Raw genomic sequence first — 26,202 nt, 5'->3', positions numbered from 1 at the left:
GGAGTGGAGAATCGGGAATCGGCAAAGCGGCCTCATGAACGCCTGGAGGCCTGGCGCGATTCCATGGAGCTTGTGGAAATGATCTACCGGTTCACCGAGGTCTTTCCCGAGCAGGAACGCTACGGTCTGACGGCGCAACTGCGCCGTGCGGCCATCAGCGTCCCGTCGAATATCGCCGAAGGTGCGGCGCGACGTTCACTCCCGATTACGCGCGGTTTCTCTCGATTGCGCGCGGCTCGCTCTCCGAACTGGATACACAGGTCCAGATCGCCGTACGACTGGGCTATAGCAACACCGAAGACGAAGACATCGTCAGCCAGCAGGTCGACCAGGTCTTCGCCAAGCTCACCGCATTGATGAATGCCTTACGCAGACGTGGAGCCGCACCATGATGCCCGCTTCTCCCCATTCCCCATTCTCGACTCCCTATTCCCATGCTAGATAAAGTCGTCATCGCCAACCGAGGTGAAATCGCGCTGCGCATCCTGCGCGCGTGCCACACGCTCGGCATCCGCACGGTCGCGGTGCATTCCACGGTCGACCGCAACCTCAAGCACGTGGCCATGGCCGACGAGTCGGTGTGTATCGGCCCGGCCGCCTCCAGCGACAGTTACCTCAACATCCCGGCGTTGATCGCCGCGGCCGAGGTGACCGATGCGCAGGCCATCCATCCCGGCTACGGTTTCCTGTCGGAAAACGCCGACTTTGCCGAGCGCGTGGAAGAATCCGGCTTCATCTTCATCGGCCCCAAGGCCGACACCATCCGCCTGATGGGCGACAAGGTGGAGGCGATCCGCGCGATGAAGGCCGCCGGCGTGCCGTGCGTGCCCGGTTCGGGCGGCCCGCTGGGCGACGACATCGTCGCCAACACCAAGGTGGCGCGCGAGATCGGCTACCCGGTGATCATCAAGGCCGCCGGTGGCGGCGGTGGGCGCGGCATGCGCGTGGTGCATTCGGAGGCCGCGTTGAAGGCTGCCATCGAAACCACCAAGTCCGAAGCCAAGGCCGCCTTCAGCAACGATCAGGTCTACATGGAGAAGTTCCTGGAAAATCCGCGCCACGTGGAAATCCAGGTGCTGGCCGACGGCCAGGGCGGTGCGATCCATCTGGGCGAACGCGATTGCTCGATGCAGCGCCGCCACCAGAAGGTGGTGGAAGAAGCGCCGGCCCCGGGCATCACCGAAGAACTGCGCAACGAGATCGGCAAGGTCTGCGTGGATGCCTGCATCCGCATCGGCTATCGCGGCGCGGGTACCTTCGAGTTCCTGTTCGAAGACGGGCGTTTCTACTTCATCGAAATGAACACGCGCATCCAGGTGGAGCATCCGGTCACCGAGCGCATCACCGGCATCGACCTGGTCTGCGAGCAGTTGCGCATCGCCGCCGGCCGCAAGCTGACCATCAAGCAGAGCGACATCGTGCTGCGCGGGCATGCGATCGAGTGCCGCATCAATGCCGAGGACCCGGAAACCTTCATGCCCAATCCGGGCCTGATCACCGCGTTCCATCCGCCCGGCGGCCCGGGCGTGCGTGTGGATACGCACATCTACGCCGGCTACAAGGTGCCGCCGAACTACGATTCGATGATCGGCAAGCTGATCGTGCATGGCCCCGATCGCGAGACCGCGATCGCGCGCATGCGCGTAGCGCTAAGCGAGATGGTGGTGGACGGCATCAAGACCAACATCCCGCTGCAGCAGCGCATCATGCGCGACAAGGGCTTCCAGGCCGGTGGGCAGAACATCCACTATCTGGAAAAGCGCCTGGCCGAGCGCAAGAACAAGTCGATCGCGCTGGTCTGATCGCACCGGCCAGTGCACCGCACAACAAGCCCGGGAAACCGGGCTTGTTGCGTTATTTCCGGTGCATCGCGCCGGCAGTGCCTCACGCAGGCCAGCCGACCTATGCGTAGGAGCGCACCCGGGCGCGACCGCGCTTTATCGGTGAAACCTCGTCGCGCCCAGGTGCGCTCCTACGGGATCCTGCGTGCTACCGGATCCGCGGCGCCGGCTGCTGGCTGCCCGGCACCGGCACGATGCCGCTGGAGGAGGCCGGGTCGACCACGGTCATGGTTTCGGTGGAGCCATCCGGCCACACCACCTGGAAGGTGGAGCCGGCCGGCAATGTCGAAAACGGCATCGCGCTGCTGGCGCGGTAGACCGCGGCCACCTGGCTGGCGCCATGCCGTCGCTGCTGTTCGTCGGCGGCGACCGTGGTTGACTTGACCGACAGCGGCTGGTAGCGGTGATCGGCGGTGTCGATCATCACGATGCCCACGGCCGCGGCCGAATACGCCACGAACAACGCGACCCAGAACCAGAACTTGGCGCCATGCGCCAGGCGACGGTAATTCATGACTGCGCTCCCGGCTCGGAGACCAAGCTATCGACCATCTCATCCACTCTGTCTGCTCCCTGCCGCGGCACCGCGGCATCGAATACGAACGACACGAAATCCTGTGCGCTGTTGCGCGAGCAGATGCCCGCGTTGGCGCAATAACTGGTGACCAGGGTGCTGTCTGCGCTGCAATCCAGCCCCAGCCGGCATGCAGCCACCTGCCAGGCCAGCTCGGCGAACTGATCGCCGGCCACGTAGCCGTCGAGGCTGTCATCGCCACTGGCGCGCGCACCCATCGCCGGCGCCAGCGCCAGGTAGGCCTCCGGGTCGCGCGAGGCCAGCACGCGCTGCACCAGCGCGCGCTTGTAGCTGGGCGAGCGCTGCAGCGGCTCGCCCAGCGCCAGCAACGCCGCCTCGGCAGCCAGATTGCCTGCACGCGCGGCCGCCTGCCGCTGCTGCGCCACCAGCCGCGGGCTCAGACCATCGCCGGGCGCAAAGCCGGCGCAGCGTTGCGCCACGCGCGTGCGCGCCGCGTGCATCGCCACCACGCCGGGTGTGTGTTGCGCGGCGATCCAGGCGCTGTCGGCGGCGTAACCGGCCGGGCTGGACGCATACGGCGCGCAGTAATCGTAGACGCGGCTCAGGCGCCACCCCGCCTGCGCATTGCCGGCGCGCACCTGCTGCTGCAATTGCTGCGCATAGCGGTACAGGTCAGGCTGCGCGTCCACCGCATCGCGGTACGGCAACTGCAGGGCAGTGCCGCGTTCGGCGGGCGCGTGCGCCACCGCTGCCGGCACGCCGGCACGGGCACTGCTTGCAACCGCCGGCAGCGCGGCGGTGGGCGAATCGCCCGGTTGCGCGCGCACATGCCACCAGGCCGCCGCCGCGAGCGCGACGGGAGCCAGCAACAGCCAGAGATGGCGGGCACGAGCAAGCGGCATGGACAGCGGCGACCCTGCTGCGGAAAGCCCCGCAGCGACGGCGCGGAGTCTAGCACCCACATCCGCGCGCGCTGGCGCGCAAGCGGACGCTGCCGATGCCGATGCGAACGGCGGACGGTGCATTGCATGAGGACGGTGATCTGCACGGGTGTGGCGTGGGTGTTGCGCAGCGAGCGTTTGGTTGCCGGCGCGCCCGCGTGCTGCGCCGGCAGCGGCCGGCGCCACCGCGCCGCATGCGCTGATTGCACCGATCAGGCGACGGCATCCGCCGTATCGCACACGCGATGGGTCCGCCTATCCGGCCCCCCCCCCCCGCGCAGGAGTCCGCCGGCATGAATGGTCTACGATGCACGCTTTCGAATTGCCCGACCGCCACGATGCCGTTTCTTGAACTGACCCTGCCCTGCTCCGACGCCACCCAGCCCCGTTACCAGAATGCGCTGGACGACATCGGCGCGCTGGCGGTGACGCTGCTCGACGCCAATGCCGATACCAGCAACGAGCGCGCCATTCTCGAGCCCGGCGTCGGCGAAACGCCGCTGTGGAACACCATGGTGCTGAACGCGCTGTTCGACGGCGACAGCGATGCGCTGGTGCTGCTCGCCGCGCTGGAAGCGTTCGACCCCGGGCTGGACTGGAGCCAGGTGGCGTTCCGCACGGTCGACGACAGCGACTGGGAGCGCGCCTGGATGGATCAGTTCAAGCCGATGCAGTTCGGCGCGCGCACCTTCATCGTGCCGTGGAATCACGCGCTGCCCGAGGCCGCGCAGGCGCCCGACGCCGCAGTGATCCGTCTGGATCCGGGCCTGGCGTTCGGCTCGGGCACGCACCAGACCACCGCGCTGTGCCTGCGCTGGCTGGACAGCCTGGCCGGCAGCGGCGAGCTGCAGGGCCGCAGCGTGCTGGATTTCGGCTGCGGCTCGGGCATTCTCGCCGTCGCCGCGCTGAAGCTGGGGGCCGCCAGCGCGGTGGGCGTGGACAACGATCCGCAGGCGCTGCTGGCCACTGCCGACAATGCCGAGCGCAATGCCTTGCAGGCGCAGCTGGCGGTGTACCTGCCGCAGGACGAGCCGGTGCAGACCTATCCGGTGGTGGTCGCCAACATCCTGGCCTCGGCGCTGGATGCGCTGGCCGACACCTTGTCCGCGCGCGTGGCACCGGGCGGGCGGATTGCGCTGTCGGGCATCCTGCATGGTCAGGAAGAGGAACTGCTGCAGCGCTACGCGCCCTGGTTCGAGCAACTGCGCTGCGAACGCGACGAAGACTGGATGCGCATCGACGGCGTGCGCCGCCACTGACGCCGCCTCGGGTCAGCGGTGTGGCCGGCCGGCGCGGATCTGCGCGGTGGTCACCGCATCGGCCACGCTGATGGCGCGCAGGCGGGTCACCGCCTGCCAGCCGGCACGCCGCAGCGCCGCGTTGCGCCACGGCCCGGCCTGCCGGGCCAGCTGCACGCGCAGGCCCAGCTCGGCCAGCAGCAAGGCCGCCCAGGCCGGCAGCGACCACGTCCGCGGGCCCAGGCTGGCCAGGCCGCCGGCCAGCGCCAGCAAACCCACACCGAGCGCCAGCAGCCGCCAGTGCCGCTGGCGCAGCGCCCACCACCGCGGCGCCAGCCCGGCCGACCACTGCGTGCCGTCGGCCACGGCGGTCCACGCGTCCTGGCGCTGCCAGACCTGGTAACACGGCGCGCCCCGAAAGCGGGTGATCGCCGGATCCAGCGGCGAATGTGCCGGCCATGCGGCTGGTGGTGGCGCGGCGGGCGGCGTTGCCGGCGTGGTGGAACGGGCGGATTTGGGAGCGGCTGGCTCGACCATGGATGTCCTCCTTGAGTTCGCTGTGATCCCGTCATCATTGACGTCCAGACAGTATCGCAAACATATCGGCATATGAAAGGTATACGAACTATCCCTGATTGCTGCTAGGGCTATATCTCCCGGCCCGTTCCCCACTCACGGTGCCGTGTGAGCAAGTTGTACGAACGCGTCCGCGAAGCCCGCGCCCTGACCAAGCTGACCCAGGAAGGCCTGGCCGGCGAGCTGGGCGTGACCCGCAGCGCGGTGGCGCAGTGGGAGATGGCCGAAGGCACCGCGCCCTCGGTGGACAACCTGATCGGCCTGGCCAGGCGCAGCGGCATGGCGTTCGAATACCTGGCCACCGGCCGCGGCGAGCGCACCTTCGGCCCACCGGTACCGACGATCGCCGAAGAACCCGCGCAGTACCGCCATCTGGACGAGCAGCAACGCGTGCTGCTGAACCGCTTCGACACGCTGGCGCCGCGCCAGCGCAGCGGCCTGCTCGATCTGTTGCTGGCCGAGAGCAAGACGCGGCGTCGGCGTTGAGTTGGGGAATCGGGAATCGGGAATCGGGAATCGGGAATCGGGGGCAGGCTGCTGGGCGCTTCGTTTGTGAGGCAAGCTCGGTGTTGGTAGCTGGCTCAGTCGGAGTTGGATGACGTGGTGCCGGTCGTTGCGTTTGCTTATTGGTTGGAATGCTGCCTTTGCTGGAATGCGGCCTTGGGCTGCGGCAGGGTGGTCACAGCGGCGCGACGGTTGGCCAGCCAACGGGATGCGTACCCCGCAGATGCGTACCCCGCAGTCGATGGAAGCGGCATCTGCGCTTGCGGCTGCGTGCTGCACGCATGACGCGCCCGGGTTCGCCCATTGGCGTGCGCGTGGTTGAATAGGGTTCTTCCCGCTGCACGCCTGCCGATGTCCGAGACCCCGCCACCGCGCCGCCCCCTGGCCACGTTCCTGCGTGCGACGCCGGCTGCTCCGTCGCTGATCCCGACCCCGGTGGTGCCTGCGGCCGACGCGCCGCTGCACGCGCCGCCGGTGCCGGCCGGCGCACTGGTGCCGGCACCATTGGCCGAGCCGGTGGCCGCACCGGCGGCGCCGCTCGTTCCGCCGCCGTCTGCGCCGCCGGCGACGACGCCGCACAGCGATTCGGTGCCGCTGGACATCCTGCTGCCGCCCGGCGATGCCAGCCAGACCGCGGCAGATGCCGCCGAGCCGGACCGGCTGGCGTGGACCACGGCGACCACGCGCCAGCTGCCCGGCGATCCTGCCGAAGACACAGCGGCCGGCCGCAGCGACACCCACGCCGGCCTCGCCGGCATTGCCGCTGCACAGTCGGCCGCCGTGCATCCGCGCGGCGTAGCAGCCGCCGGCATGGCAGGCACAGACCGGCAGCGTGAGCACGGCACCGCGTCCGCCCCCGCTTCCGACCTGGCCGCCCCGCCAGCACCCGGCACCGATCCGGACACGGACGCCGAGCCCAGCGACAACGACGCGGGCGCTGCCGACGCAGCAGCGCCCGCCCAGTTCCAGCCACTGCCGGCCCAGCCCGCACCTGCATTTGCACGGCGCGGGCTGGGCCGGCCACGGCTGCGCGCCAGCGGCCGCCAGTGGGCGTTGCTGGTCGGGCTGGTCGGCCTGCTGGCCTTGCAGATCGTCATCGCCGACCGTGCGCAGCTGGCCGCCGATGCGCGCTGGCGTCCGCTGGTCAGTGCCGCCTGCACGGTGGCGCGCTGCACCCTGCCGGCCTGGCGCGAGCCGGCCGCGCTGACCTTGCTCAATCGCGAGGTGCGGCCGCTGCCCGGGGTGCCGGGCGTGCTGCAGATCCAGGCCAGCTTCCGCAACGAGGCACGCTGGGCGCAGGCCTGGCCGTGGCTGCAGCTGTCGCTGTCCGACGCCGACGGGCGGGTGATCGGCACGCGTGTGCTGGCGCCGCAGGAGTATCTGGGCCAGCCGCCGGCGGCGCAGGACACGCTCGCGCCGGGCCAGGCGGTGCAGGTGGCGTTTCGCGTGCGCGAACCGGCCGCGAGCACGGCCGCCTTCAGTTTCGACTTCCGCTGAGCGGACCCGACCTGCGCCCACGGCCACACGGGCGTGGCGAGCGGGGAGGTCACGCGCTAGACTCACTCCCCCTCGCCGGCCACGCGTCCCGGCTTCGTGACACTGGGAAACCTCCTTTGAACGCAGCCCCCTCTCGTCCTGACACCAGTCGTGGCGCCCCGAAGTCGCCGCTGCGCGAACACGTGGCCCAGTCCGTCCGCCGTTACCTGCGCGACCTGGACGGCAGCGACGCCGACGACGTGTACGAAATCGTGCTGCGCGAGATGGAGATCCCGTTGTTCGTGGAAGTGCTCAACCACTGCGAAGGCAACCAGAGCCGCGCGGCGGCGATGCTGGGCATTCACCGTGCCACGCTGCGCAAGAAGCTGAAAGAGTATGGGCTGACGTAAGCCGGGAATCGGGAATCGGGATTGGGGAATCGTTAGAGCGTTGGGGTGTGCTGCGGGCTGGCAGTGCACTGCGCTTGCACGCTTGGTGATGACGCGGCCGATGCCGATCCTTATTGCGTGTTTGTGGAATGTTCTGCGTGTTGATGCCCGGTAGGGCTGCCTGATGTGTCTCCTCTGCCATGCCTTCGCAGGACTTCCGTCGCGCCCAGCGTGCCCTGTCTCGCGCGCGCTCTTCATCTGATCGGGCCAACCGCCGGGGATCCGGCGGTTGGCTGCAGTGCTCAATCGGCGATGCCGATCGGCTGGGCGAGTTGCCTGCTTAGTTCGGCAATTGCGTCACCGCTGCATGATCCGCTGCCGGGGCCGGGCCGCTGCCATGGTCCGGCACGATGGTGGCGAGCGTGTCGAACGGATCGTCGAACTTCTCCACCACGTTCTTGTCGTCGTCGATCTGATAGGCGGTGTCGGCCTCGACGCCCTCTTCCCCGGTCTTGGCGATGATGTTGGTGTAGCGCTTGCCGTCCCAGCAGCGGAAGATCAGCACCGAGTCCTCGCCACCGGTCAGGGTGGAGCCCAGGCTGCCGATCAATCTGCTGTTGGCGCCCGCCGTCAGGATGCTGTTCTTGCCGGCGGTCAACTTGCTGCGGTCGCCCGCCATCAGCGTGCAGTCATCGCCGGCGGTGAGCCTGCTGCGGTCACCGGCGGTGAGGAAGCTATTACTGCCGGCCAGCAACTTGCTGCGATCGCCAGCGATCTGGGTGCTGTCGGCGCCAGCGATCAGCTTGCTGCGGTCGCCTGCGGTCTGCACGCTGCCCATGCCGGCGATCAACGTGCTGCGCGAACCGGCCGTCTGCGAACTCAGCTTGCCGGCAATCAGCATGCTGCGGTGACCGGCGATCTGGGTACTTTCGTGTCCTGCGATCAGCGAGCTGCCATAGCTGGCGATCTGGTTGCTGCCGTAGCCGGCGGTCAGATAGCTGCGTACGCCGCTGGTCAAGCTGCTGCCATAGCCGGCAATCAGCGAGCTGTCCTGCCCGGCGATTTCGGTGCTGCCGTAGCCTGCGGTCAACGAGCTGTTGTCCTGCGCGGTTAGGGTGCTGCCATAGCCTGCGGTCAGCGTGCTGTCGCCACCGGCGGTCTGGCTGCTGCCGTAACCGGCAATCAGGGTGCTGGAAAACCCGGCGATTTCGGTACTGCCGTAGCCGGCGGTGAGCGAGCTGTTTTCCAACGCGGTCAGCGTGCTGCCGTAACCGGCCGTCAGGGTGCTTTCGTAACCGGCGGTCTGCGTGCTGCCATAGCCGGAAATCAGGGTACTTTCGTAGCCGGCGGTGGAATTGCTGCCGTAACCGGCAGTCAGGATGCTGCCATGGCCGGCGGTTTGCGTACTGCCGTAACCGGTGGTGAGCCAGCTGATTTCCTGCGCGGTCTGGGTGCTGCCGTAGCCGGCAGTCAGCGTGCTTTCGTAACCGGCCGTCTGCGTGCTGCCATAGCCGGCAATCAACGAGCTCTGGAAGCTGGCGGTGGAGGTACTGCCGTAACCGGTGATCAACCAACTGCTGCTTTGCGCGGTCTGGGTGCTGCCGTAACCGGCGGTCAATGAGCTGTCGTAGCCGGCGGTCTGGGTACTGCCATACCCTGCGATCAGCGAGCTGTCCGGGCCGGCCATGGAGGAACTGCCGTAGCCGGCGATCAGCGAACTGCCTTCCTGCGCGGTCTGGGTACTGCCATAGCCAGTGGTGAGAATGCTCTTGTAGCCGGCGGTCTGCGTACTGCCGTAGCCGGCAATCAGCGTACTGTCATGCCCTGCCGTCGAGGTGCTGCCGTAACCGGTGGTGAGCGTGCTGCGTTCCTGCGCGGTTTGCGTGCTGCCGTAGCCGGCGGTGAGGATGCTCTTGAAGCCGGCGGTCTGGGTGCTGCCGTAGCCGGCGATCAGCGAGCTGTCCGAGCCTGCGGTGGAAGAACTGCCATAGCCGGCAGTGAGCATGCTGCCCTCTTGCGCAGTCTGGGTGCTGCCATAGCCGGTGGTCAGGATGCTCTTGAAGCCGGCCGTCTGCGTGCTGCCATAGCCGGCGATCAATGAACTGTCCGAACCGGCGGTGGAGGTGCTGCCGTAGCCGGCAGTGAGGTCACTGCCTTTCCGGGCAGTCTGCGTGCTGCCATAGCCCGCCGTCAGGGAACTGTCGCCGCCCGAGGTTTGCGTACTGCCATAACCGGCAATCAGCGTGCTGTCGGCACCAGCCGTCGAGGTACTTCCATAACCGGTGGTGAGGTCGCTGCCCTTACGCGCGGTCTGCGTGCTGCCATAGCCGGCGGTGAGCGAACTGTCACCGCCAGAGGTTTGCGTGCTGCCATACCCTGCAATCAAGGTGCTGTCGGCGCCAGCGGTGGAGGTACTGCCGTAGCCGGTGGTCAGGTCGCTACCGCTGCGCGCGGTCTGCGTACTGCCGTAGCCAGCAGTGAGTGAGCTGTCACCGCCAGAGGTTTGCGTGCTGCCGTACCCTGCAATCAAGGTGCTGTCGCCACCGGCCGTGGACGTACTGCCGTAGCCGGTGGTGAGGTCGCTGCCCTTGCGCGCCGTTTGCGTGCTGCCGTAGCCGGCGGTCAGCGAGCTGTCGCCGCCGGAGGTCTGCGTACTGCCATAGCCGGCGATCAAGGTGCTGTCGGCGCCGGCGGTGGAGGTGCTGCCGTAGCCGGTGGTCAGGTCGCTGCCGCTGCGTGCGGTCTGCGTGCTGCCGTAGCCGGCGGTCAGCGAGCTGTCGCCGCCCGAGGTCTGTGTGCTGCCATAGCCGGCGATCAAGGTGCTGTCGGCGCCGGCGGTGGAGGTGCTGCCATAGCCGGTGGTCAGGTCGCTGCCGCTGCGCGCCGTTTGCGTGCTGCCGTAACCGGCGGTGAGCGAGCTATCACCACCGGACGTCTGCGTGCTGCCATAGCCGGCGACCAGCGTGCTGTCGGCGCCGGCGGTGGAGGTACTGCCGTAGCCGGTGGTCAGGTCGCTGCCGCTGCGCGCGGTCTGCGTACTGCCGTAGCCGGCGGTGAGTGAACTGTCACCGCCAGAGGTTTGCGTGCTGCCGTACCCTGCAATCAAGGTGCTGTCGCCACCGGCCGTCGAGGTGCTGCCATAGCCGGCGGTCAGGTCGCTGCCCTTGCGTGCAGTCTGTGTACTGCCGTAGCCGGCAGTGAGCGAGCTCTCGCCACCGGAGGTCTGGGTGCTGCCATAACCGGCGATCAGCGTGCTGTCGGCGCCGGCGGTTGCAGTGCTGCCGTAGCCGGCGGTCAGATCACTGCCTTTGCGCGCGGTCTGCGTGCTGCCGTAGCCGGCGGTGAGCGAGCTGTCGCCGCCGGAGGTCTGCGTGCTGCCATAGCCGGCGATCAGCGTGCTGTCCGCGCCGGCCGTGGAGGTACTGCCGTAACCCGCGGTGAGGTCGCTGCCGGTGCGGGCGGTTTGCGTGCTGCCGTAGCCTGCCGTCAGCGAGCTGTCGTTGCCCGAGGTCTGCGTGCTGCCATAACCGGCAATCAGGGAGCTGTCGGCACCTGCGGTACCGGTGCTGCCGTAGCCGGCGGTGAGGTCACTGCCGTCCTGCGCAGTCTGCGTGCTGCCATAGCCGGCGGTCAGCGAGCTTTCTCCGCCCGAAGTCTGGGTGCTGCCATAGCCGGCAATCAACGAGCTGTCGGTGCCCGCGGTGCTGGTGCTGCCGTAGCCTGCGGTGAGGTCGCTGCCGTTCTGTGCGGTCTGGGTGCTGCCGTAACCGGCAGTCAACGAGCTGTCGCCGCCGGAAGTTTGTGTGCTGCCATAGCCGGCGATCAACGAGCTGTCTGCACCCGCGGTTTCCGTGCTGCCGTAGCCTGCAGTCAGATCGCTGCCATGGCGCGCGGTCTGGGTGCTGCCATAGCCGGCCGTCAGTGTGCTGCCGCCGCCTGCGGTCTGGGAACTGCCGTAGCCGGCGACGATGGTGCTGTCGGATCCGGCCACGCCGGTGCTGCCATAGCCGGCGATCAACTCGCTGCCGTTACCTGCGGTTTCGGTACTTCCATAGCCTGCGATCAGCTGGCTCTGATCGGCGCCGGTGAGCGTGCTGCCATAGGTGGCGATTTCGCGTGTGCGCAGGATCGCAGCTGTAGCGTGTGCGGCCTGCGGATCGATGCCATGGGTCGCGACCGGCATTGGCGCGGTGGAATGTGCAGCGCTTTCGACGAGCGGTGCGGTGAATTGCGCCTGCGCTGCCTTGGGAATGAAATCCGCGGCAACGACCGGCGTTGCCGGCGGCTCCGGCTGGGGCGGCGCGTGCTGCGCAATGCCCGCGGCAATGCACTGCATGGCACCGGCGCGGCTGCCGGCGTAGACCACCTCGGCCCGGGGAAACTTGATCATGCCCTCCTCGCCCAGCCAGATGATGTCGGCGGTATCGACCATGCAGACCACCCAGTGCGCATCGGCATGCATGTTCAGATGCGCATTGGTTCCCTGTCCCCACAACAGGCCGATCAGGCCGTTTTCCTGCTTGATGGTGGGCTGCCAATGCCGGCATTCGACACTGCCCGACTGCGGCCAGATCAGCCCGCAGTGATCGGACATGTTGTTGGTGCAGGTGCGTAATGCCAGGACTTTTTCGCGATTCATAAGGGTGATCTCATAGGAATGTTCCGAGCAGCTGCGCAAACCGGTATGCATGCCCTGGCCGACGAACGGGTGCGGAGCGTCCCGCCGTGAAGGCGAGACGGATCGGCCCATTGGCAAGGGCAGTACCGGCACTGCGACGGTTGGTCATCGACGAACGCCACAAGGCGCACGCGCGCTGCGGTGTCTTGCTTGAATCGCAGGGTCATGGACGGCCGTGACGGCAAGACGCAGCGGGGAGTGATGGCAAGGCTGGCTCCTGCGCGACAGCCGTTGCAGCAAGTAGCGACGGGACGCCTCGCCGAAATCGTCGTTGCTGGTGAACCGGTTGAGTGAATCGATCAGCGAGCACAGATCGTCGGTCAGCCCGTCGCTGGTAACTGTCGCCGTAGCAGAAGACAGGTGCGCATGACCGAAGAACAGGCATGCGTTGCGCGCCCGAAAACAAGTCTTTTTGATCAATCTGCGACCGGCTCCGGATTGTGTTCGTCAGTGCACGACCGGAACCAAAAAGAGTTCTGCGCAGCCATCGAATCCCGTCGCGAAAGATTTCCGGACTGACAATGGAATGCCATCGCCACGCGCAGGCATGCAGCCACGCACCATGGCAATGCCGTGCGGGGCTTTAAATGAGAACTGCGTTATTGCTTGCAAGTGATCTATCGTCTCGTTCAGACGCTGCACCGTTGGCAGTTTGATTCTGTGGGGGATTGCACGAAGCGGTAACTGCAGCCAGGCAACGTGCGCAAGAACACGTGCAGGCATCAGAAACTTTTGCGACTGGCGGCCTGCAGATGCAATCGCCGCCGCCGCATCGAACGCATCGAACGCATCGAACGCATCGAGCGTTGCGACGCATCACATCACGATCAAAGCCCTGGCGCCCTCTGCCCGCACCGCGGCGTCCTCGCCATCCCGGTGCTCGGCGTCGCTGCAAGTCTTGCGCCGAGGTGGGTCACACGTACATGCCCGGCCACAGCGGGTGCCGCGGCGGCCACCAGCAACGCCACCGCTGCCGTGAGCGAGCCGGTGGCGCTGATGCCGCCGCGCGACAGCGCGCCCGCCATCGGCCGCAGCAGCGCCTGGCAGCGCCTTTTCAGCGCATGGATCGACGCCATTGCGGGCGCACGGGTCCATTCAAGCGCCGGCGCGGCCTACAATATGGGCTGCCCCGCTTTGATATCCCCCACCGATGGCCTCTGATCTCCTGCCCGTGCGCCGGGCCCTGCTCTCCGTTTCCGACAAGACCGGCCTGATCGATCTGGCCCGCGCGCTGGCAGCGCGCAACGTCGCGCTGCTGTCCACCGGCGGCACCGCCAAGGCGATCCGCGAGGCGGGCCTGCCGGTCACCGACGTCGCCGAGCTGACCGGTTTCCCGGAGATGATGGACGGCCGCGTCAAGACCCTGCACCCGCTGGTGCACGGCGGCCTGCTCGGCCGCGCCGGCATCGATGAAGCGGTGATGGCCGAACACGGCATCGTGCCGATCGACCTGCTGGTACTGAACCTGTATCCGTTCGAGTCGGTGACCGCCAAGGCCGACTGCACGCTGGCCGATGCGGTGGAAAACATCGATATCGGCGGCCCGGCGATGCTGCGCAGCGCGGCGAAGAACTTCGCCCGCGTGGCGGTGGCCACCGACCCGGCGCAGTACGCCGAGCTGCTGGCCGAACTCGACGCCAACGACGGCCAGCTGTCGGCGGCCAGGCGCTTTGCGCTGTCGGTGGCCGCGTTCAACCGCGTGGCGCAGTACGACGCGGCGATCAGCAACTACCTGTCGGCGGTGGCCGATAGCACCGAAAACGTGCCCACGCGCAGCCCGTTCCCGGCGCAGATCAATTCCAACTTCGTCAAGGTGATGGACCTGCGCTACGGCGAGAACCCGCATCAGGCCGGCGCGTTCTACCGCGACCTGTACCCGGTGCCGGGCACGCTGGCCACCTTCCAGCAATTGCAGGGCAAGGAACTCAGCTACAACAACCTGGCCGATGCCGACGCGGCATGGGAATGCGTGCGCCAGTTCGATGCGCCGGCCTGCGTGATCGTCAAGCATGCCAACCCCTGCGGTGTGGCGGTGGGCGCGGCCTGCGGCGATGCCTACGAGCTGGCCTATGCGACCGACCCGACCAGCGCCTTCGGCGGCATCCTGGCCTTCAACAAGACCCTCGACGCGGCAACCGCCAAGGCCATCCTGGATCGCCAGTTCGTCGAGGTGCTGATCGCGCCGGACTACGAGCCGGGCGCGCTCGACTATGCGACCAAGAAAGCCAACGTGCGCGTGCTCAAGATCCCGCACGGCAACGGCCTCAACAACTACGACACCAAGCGGATCGGCTCGGGCCTGCTGATGCAGTCGTCCGACAACCGCGGCATGTCGCTGGGCGAGTTGAGCGTGGTCACCCAGCGCGCGCCCAGCGAGGCCGAACTGGGCGATCTGCTGTTCGCTTGGCGCGTGGCCAAGTACGTCAAGTCCAACGCGATTGTCTACGCCAAGGACCACCGCACCATCGGTGTGGGCGCCGGGCAGATGAGCCGCGTGGTCAGCGCCAAGATCGCCGCGCTCAAGGCCGAGGAAGCCAAGCTCACGGTGGCCGGCTCGGTGATGGCATCGGATGCGTTCTTCCCGTTCCGCGACGGCATCGATGCCGCCGCTGCGGCCGGCATCAAGGCGGTGATCCAGCCCGGCGGCTCGATGCGCGATGGCGAAGTGATCGCCGCCGCCGACGAGCACGGCATCGCGATGGTGTTCACCGGCGTGCGGCATTTCAGGCACTGACGTGCCGGGAATGGGGAGTTGGGAATCGGGAATCGGCAAAGCGGTTCCCTGGATGCCACTCCACATCGTACGGCCTGCAGAACCAAAGACTTTGCTATTCCCCATTCCCTATTCCCCATTCCCGGCACTCAAATGAAAATCCTCGTCATCGGCTCCGGCGGCCGTGAACACGCCCTGGCCTGGAAGATCGCGCAGTCCGCGCGCGTGAGCGAGGTGCTGGTGGCACCCGGCAATGCCGGCACTGCGACCGAAGCCAAGTGCCGCAACGTGGCGATCAAGGTCGACGACCTGGATGGCCTGCTGGCGCTGGCGCAGCGCGAAGCCGTGGCGCTCACGGTGGTCGGCCCGGAAGTGCCGCTGGTGCTGGGCGTGGTCGACCGTTTCCACGCCGCCGGCCTACGTATCTTCGGGCCCACCGCCAAGGCCGCGCAGCTGGAGGGCAGCAAGGCCTTCGCGAAAGATTTTCTGGCGCGCCATGGCATCCCCACCGCGTACTACGCGGTGCACACCGAGGTGGACGCCGCGCTGGCCTACGTGCGTGAGAAAGGCGCACCGATCGTGGTCAAGGCCGACGGCCTGGCCGCCGGCAAGGGCGTGATCGTGGCGATGACGCTGAGCGAGGCCGAAGACGCGGTGCGCGACATGCTCTCGGGCAATGCGTTCGGCGATGCCGGCGCGCGCGTGGTGATCGAGGAATTCCTCGATGGCGAAGAGGCCAGCTTCATCTCGATGGTCGACGGCAGCCACGCTTTGCCGATGGCCACCAGCCAGGACCACAAGCGTGTCGGCGATGGTGACACCGGCCCCAATACCGGCGGCATGGGCGCGTACTCACCGGCTCCAGTGGTCACGCCGGAAGTGCATGCACGCGTCATGCGCGAGGTGGTCGAGCCGACCGTGCAAGGCATGATCGCCGACGGCGTGCCGTTCACCGGCTTCCTGTACGCCGGGCTGATGATCGATGCGCACGGCGCGCCCAAGGTGATCGAATTCAACGTGCGCTTCGGCGACCCGGAGACCCAGCCGGTGATGCTGCGCCTGCAGTCGGACCTGGTGGATCTGCTCGACGCCGCCATCGACGGCAAGCTCGACACCGCGCAGGCGCAGTGGGACCCGCGTCCGTCGCTGGGCGTGGTCATCGCCGCCAGGCCGTATCCCGAAGCCCCGATCACCGGCGAGGTCATCAGCGGCCTGGACGCGGTGCCGGCCACCGCCAAGGTCTTCCATGCCGGCACCGCATTGAATGCAAATGGCGAGGTCGTCAGTGCCGGTGGCCGCGTGCTGTGCGTTGCCGCGCTGGGCGACAGCGTGCTAGAGGCGCAGCGCAGTGCCTATGCCGGTCTGCAGCCGATCCACTGGGCCAGCGCCTTCCAGCGCAGCGACATCGGCTGGCGTGCGATCGCCCGCGAGCAGGGCGCACAGGCCTGAGCGCGTAGCCCCCGGCACTTGCGACAACGCGGCTACTGACAAAGAACTAGCCGCCCTCCACCCCGATGGCGCGTGCCTGCGGCAATAATGCCCGGGCACCTTGCCTTGCAGAGACTGTGGCCACTTCTTCCTTCGAAACCCGCCTGAGCCGCCTGTGGGCCCATGAAAAGGCCAGCTATGGCCTGCGTGTGTTCATCGCGCTGGCGGTGGCAATGGGCGTGTGCTGGCACTGGCAGCAGCTCACCGCAGTGCCGGCGCTGTTCCTGGGCGCGATCGCCAGCGCCATCGCCGAGACCGACGACAACTGGCTGGGCCGCATCAAGTCGGTGCTGCTGTCGCTGCTGTGTTTCGCCGCCGCCGCCGCGTCGGTGGTGCTGCTGTTTCCGTATCCGCTGGCGTTCGTGACCGGCATGGCGGTGGCGACCTTCTCGTTGACCCTGCTCGGCGCGCTGGGCGAGCGCTACGCCTCGATCGCGCAGGCCACCGTGGCCTTGTCGATCTACGCGATGATCGGCATGGACCAGCACGGCAGCCACGATCCGTCGATCGCCTGGCATGGCGCGATGCTGCTGCTGATCGGCGCCACCTGGTACGGCGTGCTGTCGATCCTGTGGACCCTGCTGTTCGCCAATCGCCCGGTGCGCGAACGGCTGTCGCGGCTGTTCTTCGAGCTGGGCCGGTATCTCAAGCTCAAGGCCGACCTGTTCGAACCGGTGCGGCAGAGCGACCTGCACGCACGCCGGCTGGCGCTGGCCGAACAGAACGCCAAGGTGGTCGGCGCGCTCAACGCCGCCAAGACCGCGATCATGAGCCGCTTCGGCCGCTCGGGGCGGCCGGGCGTGCAATCAGGCCTGTATTTCCGCCTGTACTACATGGCGCAGGAATTCCACGAGCGCGCCAGTTCCTCGCACTATCCCTACGAAGCGCTGACCGACGCGTTCTTCCACAGTGACGTGCTGTACCGCTGCCAGCGCCTGCTCGCGCTGCAGGGCAAGGCCTGCGCCGCGTTGGGCGAGGCGATCCGCCTGCGCCATCCGTTCGACTACGGCGACAACAGCCGCCTGGCCACCGAAGACCTGCGGCAATCGCTGGACTATCTGCACGCGCGTGCCGACCCCGCACTGGCGCGTCTGCTCGGCGCGCTGGAATTACTGGTGACCAACCTGCAGAGCATCGAGCGCAAGCTGTCGGAAGCGGCGCAATCCGACTCCACCAGCGACAACCTCGACACCCGCCTGCGCGACTCCTCGCCGCACACCCTGCGCGAAATGGCCGCGCGTCTGATGCAGCAACTCACGCCCGGCTCGGTGCTGTTCCGCCACGGCCTGCGCATGGCCATCGCGCTGGTTGTCGGCTACGCCATCATGCAGTCCATCCATGCCGACAACGGCTACTGGATCCTGCTCACCACCGCCTTCGTGTGCCGGCCCAATTACGGCGCCACCCGCCTGCGGCTGGTGCAGCGCATCGCCGGCACCCTGATCGGCCTGGTCGCCACCTGGGCGCTGATGCAGCTGTTCCCCGGCACCGAAGTGCAGCTGCTGCTGGCGCTGGCTGCTGCGCTGATCTTCTTCATCACCCGCACCGATCGCTACATGCTGGCCACCGCCGGCATCACCGTGATGGCGCTGTTCTGCTTCAACCTGCTTGGCGATGGTTTCGTGCTGATCTGGCCCCGCCTGATCGACACGCTGATCGGTTGCGCAATCGCCGCGGCCGCCTCGTTCCTGATCCTGCCGGACTGGCAGGGCCGCCGCCTCAACCAGGTGATGGCCACGGTGCTGGCCAGCTGCGCGCGTTATCTGGCCCAGGTGCTGGAGCAATACGCCAGCGGCATGCGCGACGACCTGCCCTACCGCATCGCGCGCCGCGACATGCACAACGCCGATGCCGCATTGTCGGTGGCCTTGTCCAACATGCTGCGCGAACCCGGCCGCTATCGGCGCAACCTGGATGCAGGCTTCCGCTTCCTGGCGCTGTCCAACACCTTGCTCGGCTATCTGTCTGCGCTCGGCGCGCACCGCGCCGCGCTCGATGGCGAACACGATCCAACCATCGCGCAGGCCGGCGACTACCTGCAGCGCGCGCTGGGCGAAATCGCCACCGCCTTGCGCGAACGCCAGCCGCTGCCGGCGCACGACGAAAGCCAGGAAATCGCCAGCGCCGAAGCGCTGGAGCAGCATGCCGTGCAACTGCCGCCCAAGCAGCGCCTGGTGCGCGACCAGCTGGCACTGACCCTGCGGCTGCTGCCCAAACTGCGTGCCGCTGCCGTGGCGGTCACCACCGCGCCGGCAGAGGGCGCACCACGCCTGGCGACCAGCAAGGCCTAGTGCGTCGTCGGTGGTGCGCGTGCGCGCCGCGCAGCCACTGCCGCATCGATGTGGGCGGCGATGCCGACGCACCGCGATGCGCGCAGGCCACTTGATCCGATGGCCGCGGCGCCGTTCCGGCAACCGCACCTACTTCCAGTGCTTGCGCGCCACGCTCAGTCCCACCCAGCCCAGTGCCGCCGCCGCCAGCACCGCCCCACCGATCACCACACCGTTCCAGCCGGCCTGCGCATATGCCGCCGTGCCCAGCGTGGAACCCACCGCACCGCCGATGAAGTAGCAGGTGATGTAGGCCGAGGTGATGCGATTGCGTGCGTTCGGATTGCGCTGGTAGATCACGCTCTGGTTGGCGATGTGCACGCCTTGCACCGCAATATCCAGCAGCAGCACGCCAACGATCAGCAGCGCGATCGACTGTGGCGCAAACGCCAGCAACCCCCACGACAGCAGCAGCATCACCAGCCCGCCCCAACTGACGCGGTCGCCATGGCCGTGGTCGGACCAGTGACCGGAACGGTTGGCGGCCAGCGCGCCGGCCGCACCGATCAGGCCGAACAGCCCGATCACCGCCGTGCCATAGCCATACGCAGGCCCGGACAACAGGAACGCCAGCGTGGTCCAGAACATGCTGAAGCCGGCAAAGATCAGCCCGCCCAGCACCGCACGCGAGCGCAACACCGCATCGTCGCGTAGCAGCGTCAGCACCGAACCCACCAGCTGCGGATACGACAGCTGCGCATTGCCCGGATGCCGCGGCAGCCCGCGCCACAGCAGCCAGGCGGTGACCAGCAACAGGCCCGAGGCGATCCAGTACACCGTATGCCAGCCGCCAACGCCGGCCAGCACCCCGGCCGCGGTGCGCGCCAGCAGGATGCCCAGCAACAGGCCGCTCATCACCGTGCCGATCACCCGCCCGCGCTCGTGCGGGGCGGCCAGGGTCGCGGCAAACGGCACCAGGATCTGCGCCGCCACCGAGCTGGCACCGGTGACGATCGTGCCGGCCAGCAACATGCCGAAACTATGCGAGGCGGCGCTCACCAGCAGGCCCAGCGCACTGAGCACGAACAGGCCGACGATCAGCCCGCGCCGCTCCAGCCGGTCGCCCAGCGGCACCAGCAACAGCAGCCCCGCCGCGTAGGCCAGCTGCGCGGCGGTCACCACCGCCCCGGCACTGCGCACCTGGATCCCGAACGCCTGCGCCAGCGTCTCCAGCAAGGGCTGGGCGTAGTAGTTGCTTGCCACCGCCAGCCCGGTGGCGGCGGCCATCAGCAGCACCAGTCGGCGCGGCAATGGCGGGTGGGCAATCGGTTCGACGGTCATGGCAGGTGCCTGCTGTAGGAATGGGCGCAGTGTGGGCAGCGACGCGGCATCTTTCCAATGTATTGTTTTCACCGTGTCCATCGCGTTTGGAGATCGCATGCTGACCCTGCGCCAGCTGGAGTTTGCCGTGGCCGTGGCCGAGGAAGGCGGCTTTACCGCCGCCGCACGCCGGTGCAACACCGTGCAGTCGGCGCTCAGCCACCAAGTCGCCAAGATCGAGGAATCCCTCGGTGCGCGCCTGTTCGAGCGCGGCACCCGTCAGGTGCGGCCCACCGCGGCCGGCGAGGTGTTTCTGCACAACGCCCGTGCCACCTTGCGCGCAGCCGAGCGCCTGCACGAGGAAATGGCCCAGGCCCTGGGCACGGTACGCGGCCGGCTCACGCTGGGGCAGATCTCCTCGCTCACCACCGTGCAGCTGCCGACGCTGCTGCGCGCGTTTCGCAGCGCGCATGCGCGGGTGGACGTGCACCTGCGCACCGCCATGAGCGAGGCCCTGCTGCACGACCTGGGCGAAGGCCGGCTGGATCTGGCCCTGGTCGGCGTCGGCCCGCAGGTCGCGGTGCCGGAACAGCGGCTGCTGCTGCACCAGGAAGCCCTGGCCTTGATCGTGGCGCCCAGCCATCGCTTCGCCACGCGCAAGCGGGTGGCGCTGGCCGAGCTGGACGACGAACCTATGGCCGGGCTGATCGCCGGCGCCGGCGTGCGCGGCATCGTCGATGCGGCCTTCGCGCAGGCCGGCCTGCGGCAGCGCCAGCAGTACGAGGTCACCCATGCCGACCTGATGCGCGAACTGGTCGCCGCCGACCTGGGCGTGGGCATCGTGCCGCAGACCATGGCCACAGCCATGCGCGGGGTGGTGACGGTTGCGCTGAAGGAGCGCTTCGGCTTTCTGACCTATGCGGTGTGGCGGCCCGATCCCACCCCGGCCGCACGGGCCTTCATGGCGCTGCTGCGCGCCCAGGCCGCGCGACGTGCGCCATCGGCACGCGCGCCGCGCTGAGCGCATCGGCATGCACCAGCGCGCCGTGGAAGCCTGCTAGGCTGCGCGCGTTCGCAAAGGAAACTGCATGTCCGGTCACAGTCAGTTCGCCCTGCTCAGGCAGCGCCGCTTCTTGCCGTTCTTCGCCGTGCAGGCGTTGGGCGCGTTCAACGACAACGTCTATCGGCAGGCCATCATCGGCCTGTTGTTCTACCTGGGCATCGATGCGGCGCAGCGCACGCTGTACACCAATCTGGCGCCGGCACTGTTCATCCTGCCGTACTTCCTGTTCTCCGCGCTGGCCGGGCAGATCGCCGAGAAGCTGGAGAAGCAGAAACTCATCGTGATCACCACCACGATGGAAATCGCGATCATGTCGCTGGCGGCGGTGGGGTTTGTCACCGAGAACATGGTGATCCTGCTGATTGCGCTGTTCTGCACCGGCCTGCAGTCCACGCTGTTCGGGCCGGTGAAATATTCGATCCTGCCCTCGGTGCTGAAACCGGAGGAACTCACCGGCGGCAACGGCCTGGTCGAGATGGGCACCTCGATCTCGATCCTGTGCGGCATGATCTTCGGCGGGCTGATCTTCCAGATCGCCGGCAGCCATGGGCCGGTCGCCGCGGCCACCGCGGTGATCGCGATTGCCGTCACCGGCAACCTGGTCGCGCGGCTGGTACCCAAGGTCGATGCAGGCGCGCCAGAGCTGAAGATCAACTGGAACCCCATCCCCGAATCGCGCGCCATCATGCGCCTGACCCGGCGCACGCCGGCGGTGCGCAACGCCGTGCTCGGGGTGTCGTGGTTCTGGTTCGTCGGCACCGTGCTGACCGCGCAGTTGCCCACCTACGCGCAGGTCAATCTTGGCGGGCAGCAGGATCTGTACGTGTTCGCGCTGGCGCTGTTTTCGATCGGCACCGGTGTCGGCTCGCTGCTGTGCGAGCGGCTGTCCGGACGCACCGTGGAAATCGGCCTGGTGCCGCTGGGCGCGTTCGGCATCAGCGCATTTCTGCTGGACCTGTACTTCGCGCGTCCCGGTGGCGCGCCCGTCAGCGATCTGTCGATCGGCCAGTTCGTGCAGCAGGCCGGCAGCGTGCGCCTGATCGTGGATCTGGTCGGCATCGGCCTGTTCACCGGCTTGTTCGTGGTGCCCTTGTTTGCGCTAATCCAGAGCCGCACGCCCAAGGCCGAACTCTCGCGCGTGATCGCCGGGCTCAACATCCAGAATTCGTTGTTCATCGTCACCGCCGCCATCATCGGCATCGCGCTGCAGCTGCCGCAGCTGGTGCTGTTCGGCGTGCGCATCCCGTTGCCAGGCCTGAGCATTCCGCAGGTGTTCCTGGCCCTGGCGCTGGCCAATACGCTGGTGGCGCTGTGGATCTTCACCCTGGTGCCCGAGTTCCTGATGCGCTTTCTCAGCTGGGTGCTGGTGAGCGTGCTGTACCGGCTGCGCACGCGCGATATCGACCGCCACGTACCCGACGAAGGCGCCGCGTTGCTGGTCTGCAACCACGTCAGCTACATGGACGCGCTGATCCTGTCGGCGGTGATTCCGCGCCCGGTGCGCTTTGTCATGTACTACAAGATCTTCCGCATCCCGGTGATGCGCTGGATCTTCCGCACCGCCAAGGCGATCCCGATCGCCGGCGCACGCGAAGACCCCGCGCTGATGCAGCAGGCCTTCGACCGTATCGATGCGGCGCTGGCCGACGGCGAGCTGGTGTGCATCTTCCCCGAAGGCGCATTGACCAGGGATGGCGAGATCGCGCCGTTCAAATCGGGCGTGGAAAAGATCCTGCAACGCCGTCAGGTGCCGGTGATTCCGATGGCACTGCGTGGCATGTGGTCGAGCATGTGGAGCCGCCGCGACACCCGCCTGGGCCGCATGCGCGTGCCGCGCCGGATCCGCGCGCATATCGAAGTGGCCGCCGGTGCAGCGGTTCCCGGCGACGCGGCGACCGCAGCGCTGCTCGAACAGCAGGTCCGTGCACTGCGCCAGGATCAGCCGTGACTGCGGCCGCGCGGGCTTTGCGTCCGCCGCGTGCCGCGAGTAGCCTGTGCGCCATTGCACGCATTACCGCCGCGCTCGCCTAGCGGGCGCGACAAGAAGGACCGGGGGAAGTCGTCGTACGCCACATCACCGTGTCAGACGCGTTCGCCGTGATCGGTGGACGCTGCCTGCGCGGCCCATCACTGCCTTCCCCACGCGCTGCAACATCTCGCTGTTGTTTACCACCCAAGGAGCTTCACCATGAGTGCCATCCCACCGCCGATCCATCCCTCGCCCAGCGCCGCACCGGGCCCGATTCCCAATCACCTGATCTGGGCGATCGTCTCCACCGTACTCGGCTTCTGCCTGTGCTGCCCGGCCCTGATCACCGGCATCGTGGCGATCGTGTTCTCCAGCAAGGTCAACGGCCTGCTCAACCAGGGCGACATCGACGGCGCACGTCGCGCCTCCAATACCGCCAAGACCTGGTGCATCGTGACCAGCGTGCTGGCCGTCATCGGCCTGCTGATCAACATCGGCATGGTCGCCACCGGCGGCATGCAGGGCTACATGGACTACATGCAGCAGTTGCAGCACATGCAGTAATGGAACTGCGTCCACGCCACTGGCTTGGACTCGGGGCGGCCACCAGCGTGGCCGCCTTCGGCGTGTCGTTGCTGTATCGCTTCGATCCGAACGCGAGCAACAGCCCGTTCCCGCCCTGCGTGTTCCGTGCCGTGACCGGCTGCTACTGCCCCGGTTGCGGCATGACCCGCGCGTTGTATGCGCTGGTGCACTTCGATCTGCCCGGCGCCTTCGCCATGAACCCGGCCGCCGTGCTCGGTCTGTTCACCCTGCCCGGCCTGATCGCCTGGAAAGCCGGCTGGCGCGCGCGCTGGTTTGCACCGGTGGTGGCCGTCATGTCCGAGCCGAAGTTCTGGTTGTGGGCATTGCCGATGTATTGGATTGCCAGAAACTTGCCGTGGTACCCGTTTACCTTGCTGGCGCCGGGTTAGACCGCAAGGATCAAATCTGTGAACTTAGAGCAAGAATCCGAGCACGCCACTGAGCTACTAGTCGGAAAGATTGTTAAGTCTGTTAGACGTCACCGACCTGGCGAAGTCGTCATCCAGTTCGAAGATGGAAGCCGGCTCTTCGTGGACGTCAATGGCGATGCTCTTGAGCTTTCTATCACCGATTGCACAGGTGATTAACTGCCTCTAATCGGGCCTGGTGTTAACGCACCCACCCGGCGATCACCAGCAACGCCAGCACCACCATCCACAGCAGCAGCACGCGCCAGACCAGGCTCATCGCATCGCGCACTTCCGGCAGGCGGCGCCACACCGGCACCAGCCCCGAATCGGTGTAGTCGTGCGCTTCCTCGCGCAGTTCGGCACTGACGCTGGCACGCGCCACCGCACCGAGAAAATGCGGCTCCAGCGACCACCGATTGCCATGCGCTTCACGCCAGGCACGGAACACCGTGTCGAAATTGCCCACCAGCGCCATCGACACCGTGATCAACTGCGCCACCGGCCATTCCAGCGCGGCCAGCAGCCAGCGCGCGCCGGCGAGGTTGCGCGGCGGCAGCAGCACCGAGAGCGGGCTTTCCACCGCCAGCGCCGTCAGCCGATACAGCACCGCACCGAACGGCCCCAGCAGCAAAAACCACCACAGCACCGCGAACCAGCGCCGCAACCCGTTGACCACCACCGCTTCCACCAGCGACGGCGCATCCTCGTGCACGCTGCCGCCGGCGGCCTGCAGCTGTGCGATCGCATCGCGGCGCGCGCCCGGTTCGTCAGCGTCGATCACCGCTTCCACATCGCGGTCCAGATCGCGCGGCCCCCAGGTCCAGGCCAGCACCGCCACGCCGAACAGCAAGGCCCAGAACCCGCGCCAGACATCGTCCAGCAGCCATTGCAGCAGCACGACCACCAGCAAGGCCGGCAACAGCGCCAGCGCAACGCCATAGCGCCCCTGCCACGCACCGCGCCCGGCGGCATGGCTGTCCAGCCGGCGCAGCCACTGGCCGAACCATTCGAAACGCCGCAGCCGCGCCACCTGGGCAGGCGCCAGGTGGCCCAGCGCAAGTGCGACGACGACAGCAACCAGGGTGGTGAACATGGGTGGGCCTCCTCAGCCGAGTCTAGCCGAGCCGATGCAGGCGCACCCGATCTGCCTGCGCTGCAGCGCCCGCCACGGCTCAGCCATGCGCGCGGTGCCAATGCTCGATCAGCGCTCGCGCAATGGAAATGCGCGGCGGCAGCCCGATCTCGCCTTCGCCGGCCAATGCCGCGGTGATCTCGGCATGGCTGACCCAGCGCGCGTCTTCCAGCTCACCGGTGACCTGTGGCACCTCGCTTGCCGCAGCGCGCGCGGTGAAGCCCAGCATCAACGCGCCGGGGAACGGCCACGGTTGCGCGCCCAGATAGCGGCAGTCCTGCACCTGCACGCGGGTCTCCTCGAACACCTCGCGCGCCACGGTCTGCTCCAGCGACTCGCCGGGTTCGACAAAGCCGGCAATCACCGAGTAACGCCCCGGCGCCCAGCTTGCCTGCCGCCCCAGCAGCAAGCGCGCGCCATCGCTGACCGCCACGATGATCGCCGGGTCCACGCGTGGGTAATGCTCGGTCTGACATTGCGTGCAATGGGCGATGAAGCCGGCCCGGCGGAACGCGATCGCCCCGCCGCAGACGCCGCAGAAGCGCGTGCGCGATTGCCAGTGCAGCATCGCGCGTGCGTAAGCGAACGCGGTAGAAATGTCTGCCGGCCAGTCGGCGGCGGCCTGGCGCAGGTCGATGCGCTGCGGCGCTTCCACACCGAGCACATCGGATGGCAGGCAGAACCAGCCGACGTCATCGCGCAGCCCAAGAAAGACCGCCCCGTCCGGCCCGTCGCCAAGGGCGGCACCGTCCATCAGCAGCGGCTGGCCATCCGCATCGGCCAGCGCAGTGCCCTTGGCATCGAGCAGCAGCACGCGGCCTTGCGGCCACAGACGCGCCAGCGCAGCGGGATCGTCACGCAACAGATCGCCACGATCCAGCGGCGCATGGGTGAAGGCAAAACCGGAGGTTGAAAAAGAAGACTCTGACATCGGCGCAAGCCTGCCGATAATCGGCATCGCCCGCAAGCAGCGCACCATCGATGCAGGCCCGGCCGGCGGCGCGCGTTCAGACGTCGACACCACCTGGCGCCCGCCGGGCGGTCATGAGCGCGTCACATTGCGCGCCACATCGC

The 26,202-nt window shown here is 67.7% G+C and carries 21 protein-coding genes and 1 pseudogene; 14 read left to right on the top strand and 8 right to left on the bottom strand.

Translation table 11 applies throughout. The features are described 5' to 3' along the window. Positions 1 to 63: 63 nt before the first annotated feature. Both ABQY74_RS03025 and accC read left to right on the top strand, forming a co-directional pair. Positions 64 to 392 (top strand): annotated as a pseudogene (locus ABQY74_RS03025) (four helix bundle protein). 42 nt (positions 393 to 434) lie between these two features. Further along, entirely contained in the window at positions 435 to 1,802 is a 1,368-nt protein-coding gene (accC, locus tag ABQY74_RS03020; RefSeq protein ID WP_016903366.1) for an acetyl-CoA carboxylase biotin carboxylase subunit, read from the top strand. Positions 1,803 to 1,989: 187 nt separating this feature from the next. Here the strand turns inward: accC and ABQY74_RS03015 are convergent, their stop codons facing one another. Continuing rightward, positions 1,990 to 2,355 carry a hypothetical protein gene (locus ABQY74_RS03015; protein WP_016903365.1) on the bottom strand — a complete coding sequence of 122 codons (366 nt, stop codon included), beginning with the start codon at positions 2,353 to 2,355 and terminating at the stop codon, positions 1,990 to 1,992. Further along, positions 2,352 to 3,278, bottom strand: coding sequence for a hypothetical protein (locus ABQY74_RS03010; RefSeq protein ID WP_104570989.1), 927 nt, complete (start codon positions 3,276 to 3,278; stop codon positions 2,352 to 2,354). Before ABQY74_RS03010 ends, ABQY74_RS03015 begins: the two co-directional genes overlap by 4 nt. Positions 3,279 to 3,655: 377 nt before the next feature. On the opposite strand from ABQY74_RS03010, the gene prmA reads away from it, so the two are divergent. Beyond that, a complete protein-coding gene (gene prmA / locus ABQY74_RS03005) occupies positions 3,656 to 4,576 on the top strand; it encodes a 50S ribosomal protein L11 methyltransferase (RefSeq protein WP_039509979.1) in 921 nt (306 codons plus the stop codon). Positions 4,577 to 4,588: 12 nt separating this feature from the next. On the opposite strand, the gene ABQY74_RS03000 is transcribed toward prmA, so the two are convergent. Continuing rightward, a complete protein-coding gene (locus ABQY74_RS03000; RefSeq protein ID WP_184230282.1) occupies positions 4,589 to 5,092 on the bottom strand; it encodes a hypothetical protein in 504 nt (167 codons plus the stop codon). Positions 5,093 to 5,239: 147 nt separating this feature from the next. On the opposite strand from ABQY74_RS03000, the gene ABQY74_RS02995 reads away from it, so the two are divergent. The 3 genes from ABQY74_RS02995 (at position 5,240) to fis (ending at position 7,521) form a co-directional block, all read left to right on the top strand. Beyond that, positions 5,240 to 5,617 carry a helix-turn-helix domain-containing protein gene (locus ABQY74_RS02995; RefSeq protein ID WP_016903361.1) on the top strand — a complete coding sequence of 126 codons (378 nt, stop codon included), beginning with the start codon at positions 5,240 to 5,242 and terminating at the stop codon, positions 5,615 to 5,617. A gap of 369 nt (positions 5,618 to 5,986) precedes the next feature. Beyond that, on the top strand, positions 5,987 to 7,132 hold the full coding sequence (locus tag ABQY74_RS02990) for a DUF3426 domain-containing protein (RefSeq protein ID WP_349793328.1): 1,146 nt from the start codon (positions 5,987 to 5,989) through the stop codon (positions 7,130 to 7,132). Positions 7,133 to 7,248: 116 nt separating this feature from the next. After that, entirely contained in the window at positions 7,249 to 7,521 is a 273-nt protein-coding gene (fis, locus tag ABQY74_RS02985) for a DNA-binding transcriptional regulator Fis (RefSeq protein ID WP_002804983.1), read from the top strand. 319 nt (positions 7,522 to 7,840) lie between these two features. On the opposite strand, the gene ABQY74_RS02980 is transcribed toward fis, so the two are convergent. Then, positions 7,841 to 11,836 carry a beta strand repeat-containing protein gene (locus tag ABQY74_RS02980; RefSeq protein WP_372470085.1) on the bottom strand — a complete coding sequence of 1,332 codons (3,996 nt, stop codon included), beginning with the start codon at positions 11,834 to 11,836 and terminating at the stop codon, positions 7,841 to 7,843. Between the two features lie 447 nt (positions 11,837 to 12,283). Then, positions 12,284 to 12,598 carry a hypothetical protein gene (locus ABQY74_RS02975; RefSeq protein WP_349793324.1) on the bottom strand — a complete coding sequence of 105 codons (315 nt, stop codon included), beginning with the start codon at positions 12,596 to 12,598 and terminating at the stop codon, positions 12,284 to 12,286. A 279-nt stretch (positions 12,599 to 12,877) separates the two neighbouring features. Between ABQY74_RS02975 and ABQY74_RS02970 the strand changes: the two genes are divergently transcribed. The 4 genes from ABQY74_RS02970 to yccS all read left to right on the top strand — a co-directional run bounded on the left by ABQY74_RS02970 (position 12,878) and on the right by yccS (position 18,670). Further along, a complete protein-coding gene (locus tag ABQY74_RS02970) occupies positions 12,878 to 13,339 on the top strand; it encodes a hypothetical protein (protein ID WP_161698331.1) in 462 nt (153 codons plus the stop codon). Next, on the top strand, positions 13,329 to 14,912 hold the full coding sequence (gene purH, locus ABQY74_RS02965; RefSeq protein WP_016904525.1) for a bifunctional phosphoribosylaminoimidazolecarboxamide formyltransferase/IMP cyclohydrolase: 1,584 nt from the start codon (positions 13,329 to 13,331) through the stop codon (positions 14,910 to 14,912). The genes ABQY74_RS02970 and purH overlap by 11 nt, the downstream gene beginning before the upstream one ends. A gap of 132 nt (positions 14,913 to 15,044) precedes the next feature. Beyond that, the gene (gene purD / locus ABQY74_RS02960) at positions 15,045 to 16,340 is read left to right on the top strand and encodes a phosphoribosylamine--glycine ligase (RefSeq protein WP_349793322.1); all 1,296 of its coding nucleotides are present in this window, start codon (positions 15,045 to 15,047) and stop codon (positions 16,338 to 16,340) included. 116 nt (positions 16,341 to 16,456) lie between these two features. Then, the gene (gene yccS, locus ABQY74_RS02955) at positions 16,457 to 18,670 is read left to right on the top strand and encodes a YccS family putative transporter (protein WP_024938178.1); all 2,214 of its coding nucleotides are present in this window, start codon (positions 16,457 to 16,459) and stop codon (positions 18,668 to 18,670) included. A 129-nt stretch (positions 18,671 to 18,799) separates the two neighbouring features. On the opposite strand, the gene ABQY74_RS02950 is transcribed toward yccS, so the two are convergent. Continuing rightward, the gene (locus ABQY74_RS02950) at positions 18,800 to 19,990 is read right to left on the bottom strand and encodes an MFS transporter (protein ID WP_024938179.1); all 1,191 of its coding nucleotides are present in this window, start codon (positions 19,988 to 19,990) and stop codon (positions 18,800 to 18,802) included. Between the two features lie 97 nt (positions 19,991 to 20,087). On the opposite strand from ABQY74_RS02950, the gene ABQY74_RS02945 reads away from it, so the two are divergent. From ABQY74_RS02945 to ABQY74_RS02930, 4 genes are all read left to right on the top strand, one after another. Beyond that, the gene (locus ABQY74_RS02945; protein WP_349793319.1) at positions 20,088 to 20,990 is read left to right on the top strand and encodes a LysR family transcriptional regulator; all 903 of its coding nucleotides are present in this window, start codon (positions 20,088 to 20,090) and stop codon (positions 20,988 to 20,990) included. 67 nt (positions 20,991 to 21,057) lie between these two features. Then, positions 21,058 to 22,980 carry an MFS transporter gene (locus ABQY74_RS02940; RefSeq protein WP_349793317.1) on the top strand — a complete coding sequence of 641 codons (1,923 nt, stop codon included), beginning with the start codon at positions 21,058 to 21,060 and terminating at the stop codon, positions 22,978 to 22,980. A 240-nt stretch (positions 22,981 to 23,220) separates the two neighbouring features. Continuing rightward, complete coding sequence (locus ABQY74_RS02935; protein WP_016902410.1) at positions 23,221 to 23,565, top strand: CD225/dispanin family protein; 345 nt, start codon at positions 23,221 to 23,223, stop codon at positions 23,563 to 23,565. Beyond that, positions 23,565 to 23,975, top strand: coding sequence for a DUF2752 domain-containing protein (locus tag ABQY74_RS02930; RefSeq protein ID WP_024938182.1), 411 nt, complete (start codon positions 23,565 to 23,567; stop codon positions 23,973 to 23,975). The genes ABQY74_RS02935 and ABQY74_RS02930 overlap by 1 nt, the downstream gene beginning before the upstream one ends. Positions 23,976 to 24,195: 220 nt before the next feature. Here the strand turns inward: ABQY74_RS02930 and ABQY74_RS02925 are convergent, their stop codons facing one another. Together ABQY74_RS02925 and nudC are read right to left on the bottom strand one after the other, a co-directional pair. After that, on the bottom strand, positions 24,196 to 25,089 hold the full coding sequence (locus tag ABQY74_RS02925) for a hypothetical protein (protein ID WP_053054583.1): 894 nt from the start codon (positions 25,087 to 25,089) through the stop codon (positions 24,196 to 24,198). Between the two features lie 79 nt (positions 25,090 to 25,168). Beyond that, a complete protein-coding gene (gene nudC, locus ABQY74_RS02920; protein ID WP_104574985.1) occupies positions 25,169 to 26,059 on the bottom strand; it encodes an NAD(+) diphosphatase in 891 nt (296 codons plus the stop codon). Between the last annotated feature and the right edge of the window lie 143 nt (positions 26,060 to 26,202).

Origin of the sequence: Xanthomonas sp. WHRI 7064, from assembly GCF_040202355.2 — a bacterium.
Classification (GTDB): Bacteria; Pseudomonadota; Gammaproteobacteria; order Xanthomonadales; family Xanthomonadaceae; genus Xanthomonas; species Xanthomonas arboricola.
Note: the sequence above shows the minus strand (reverse complement) of the source record. Positions and strands in the feature narration are given on the sequence as shown.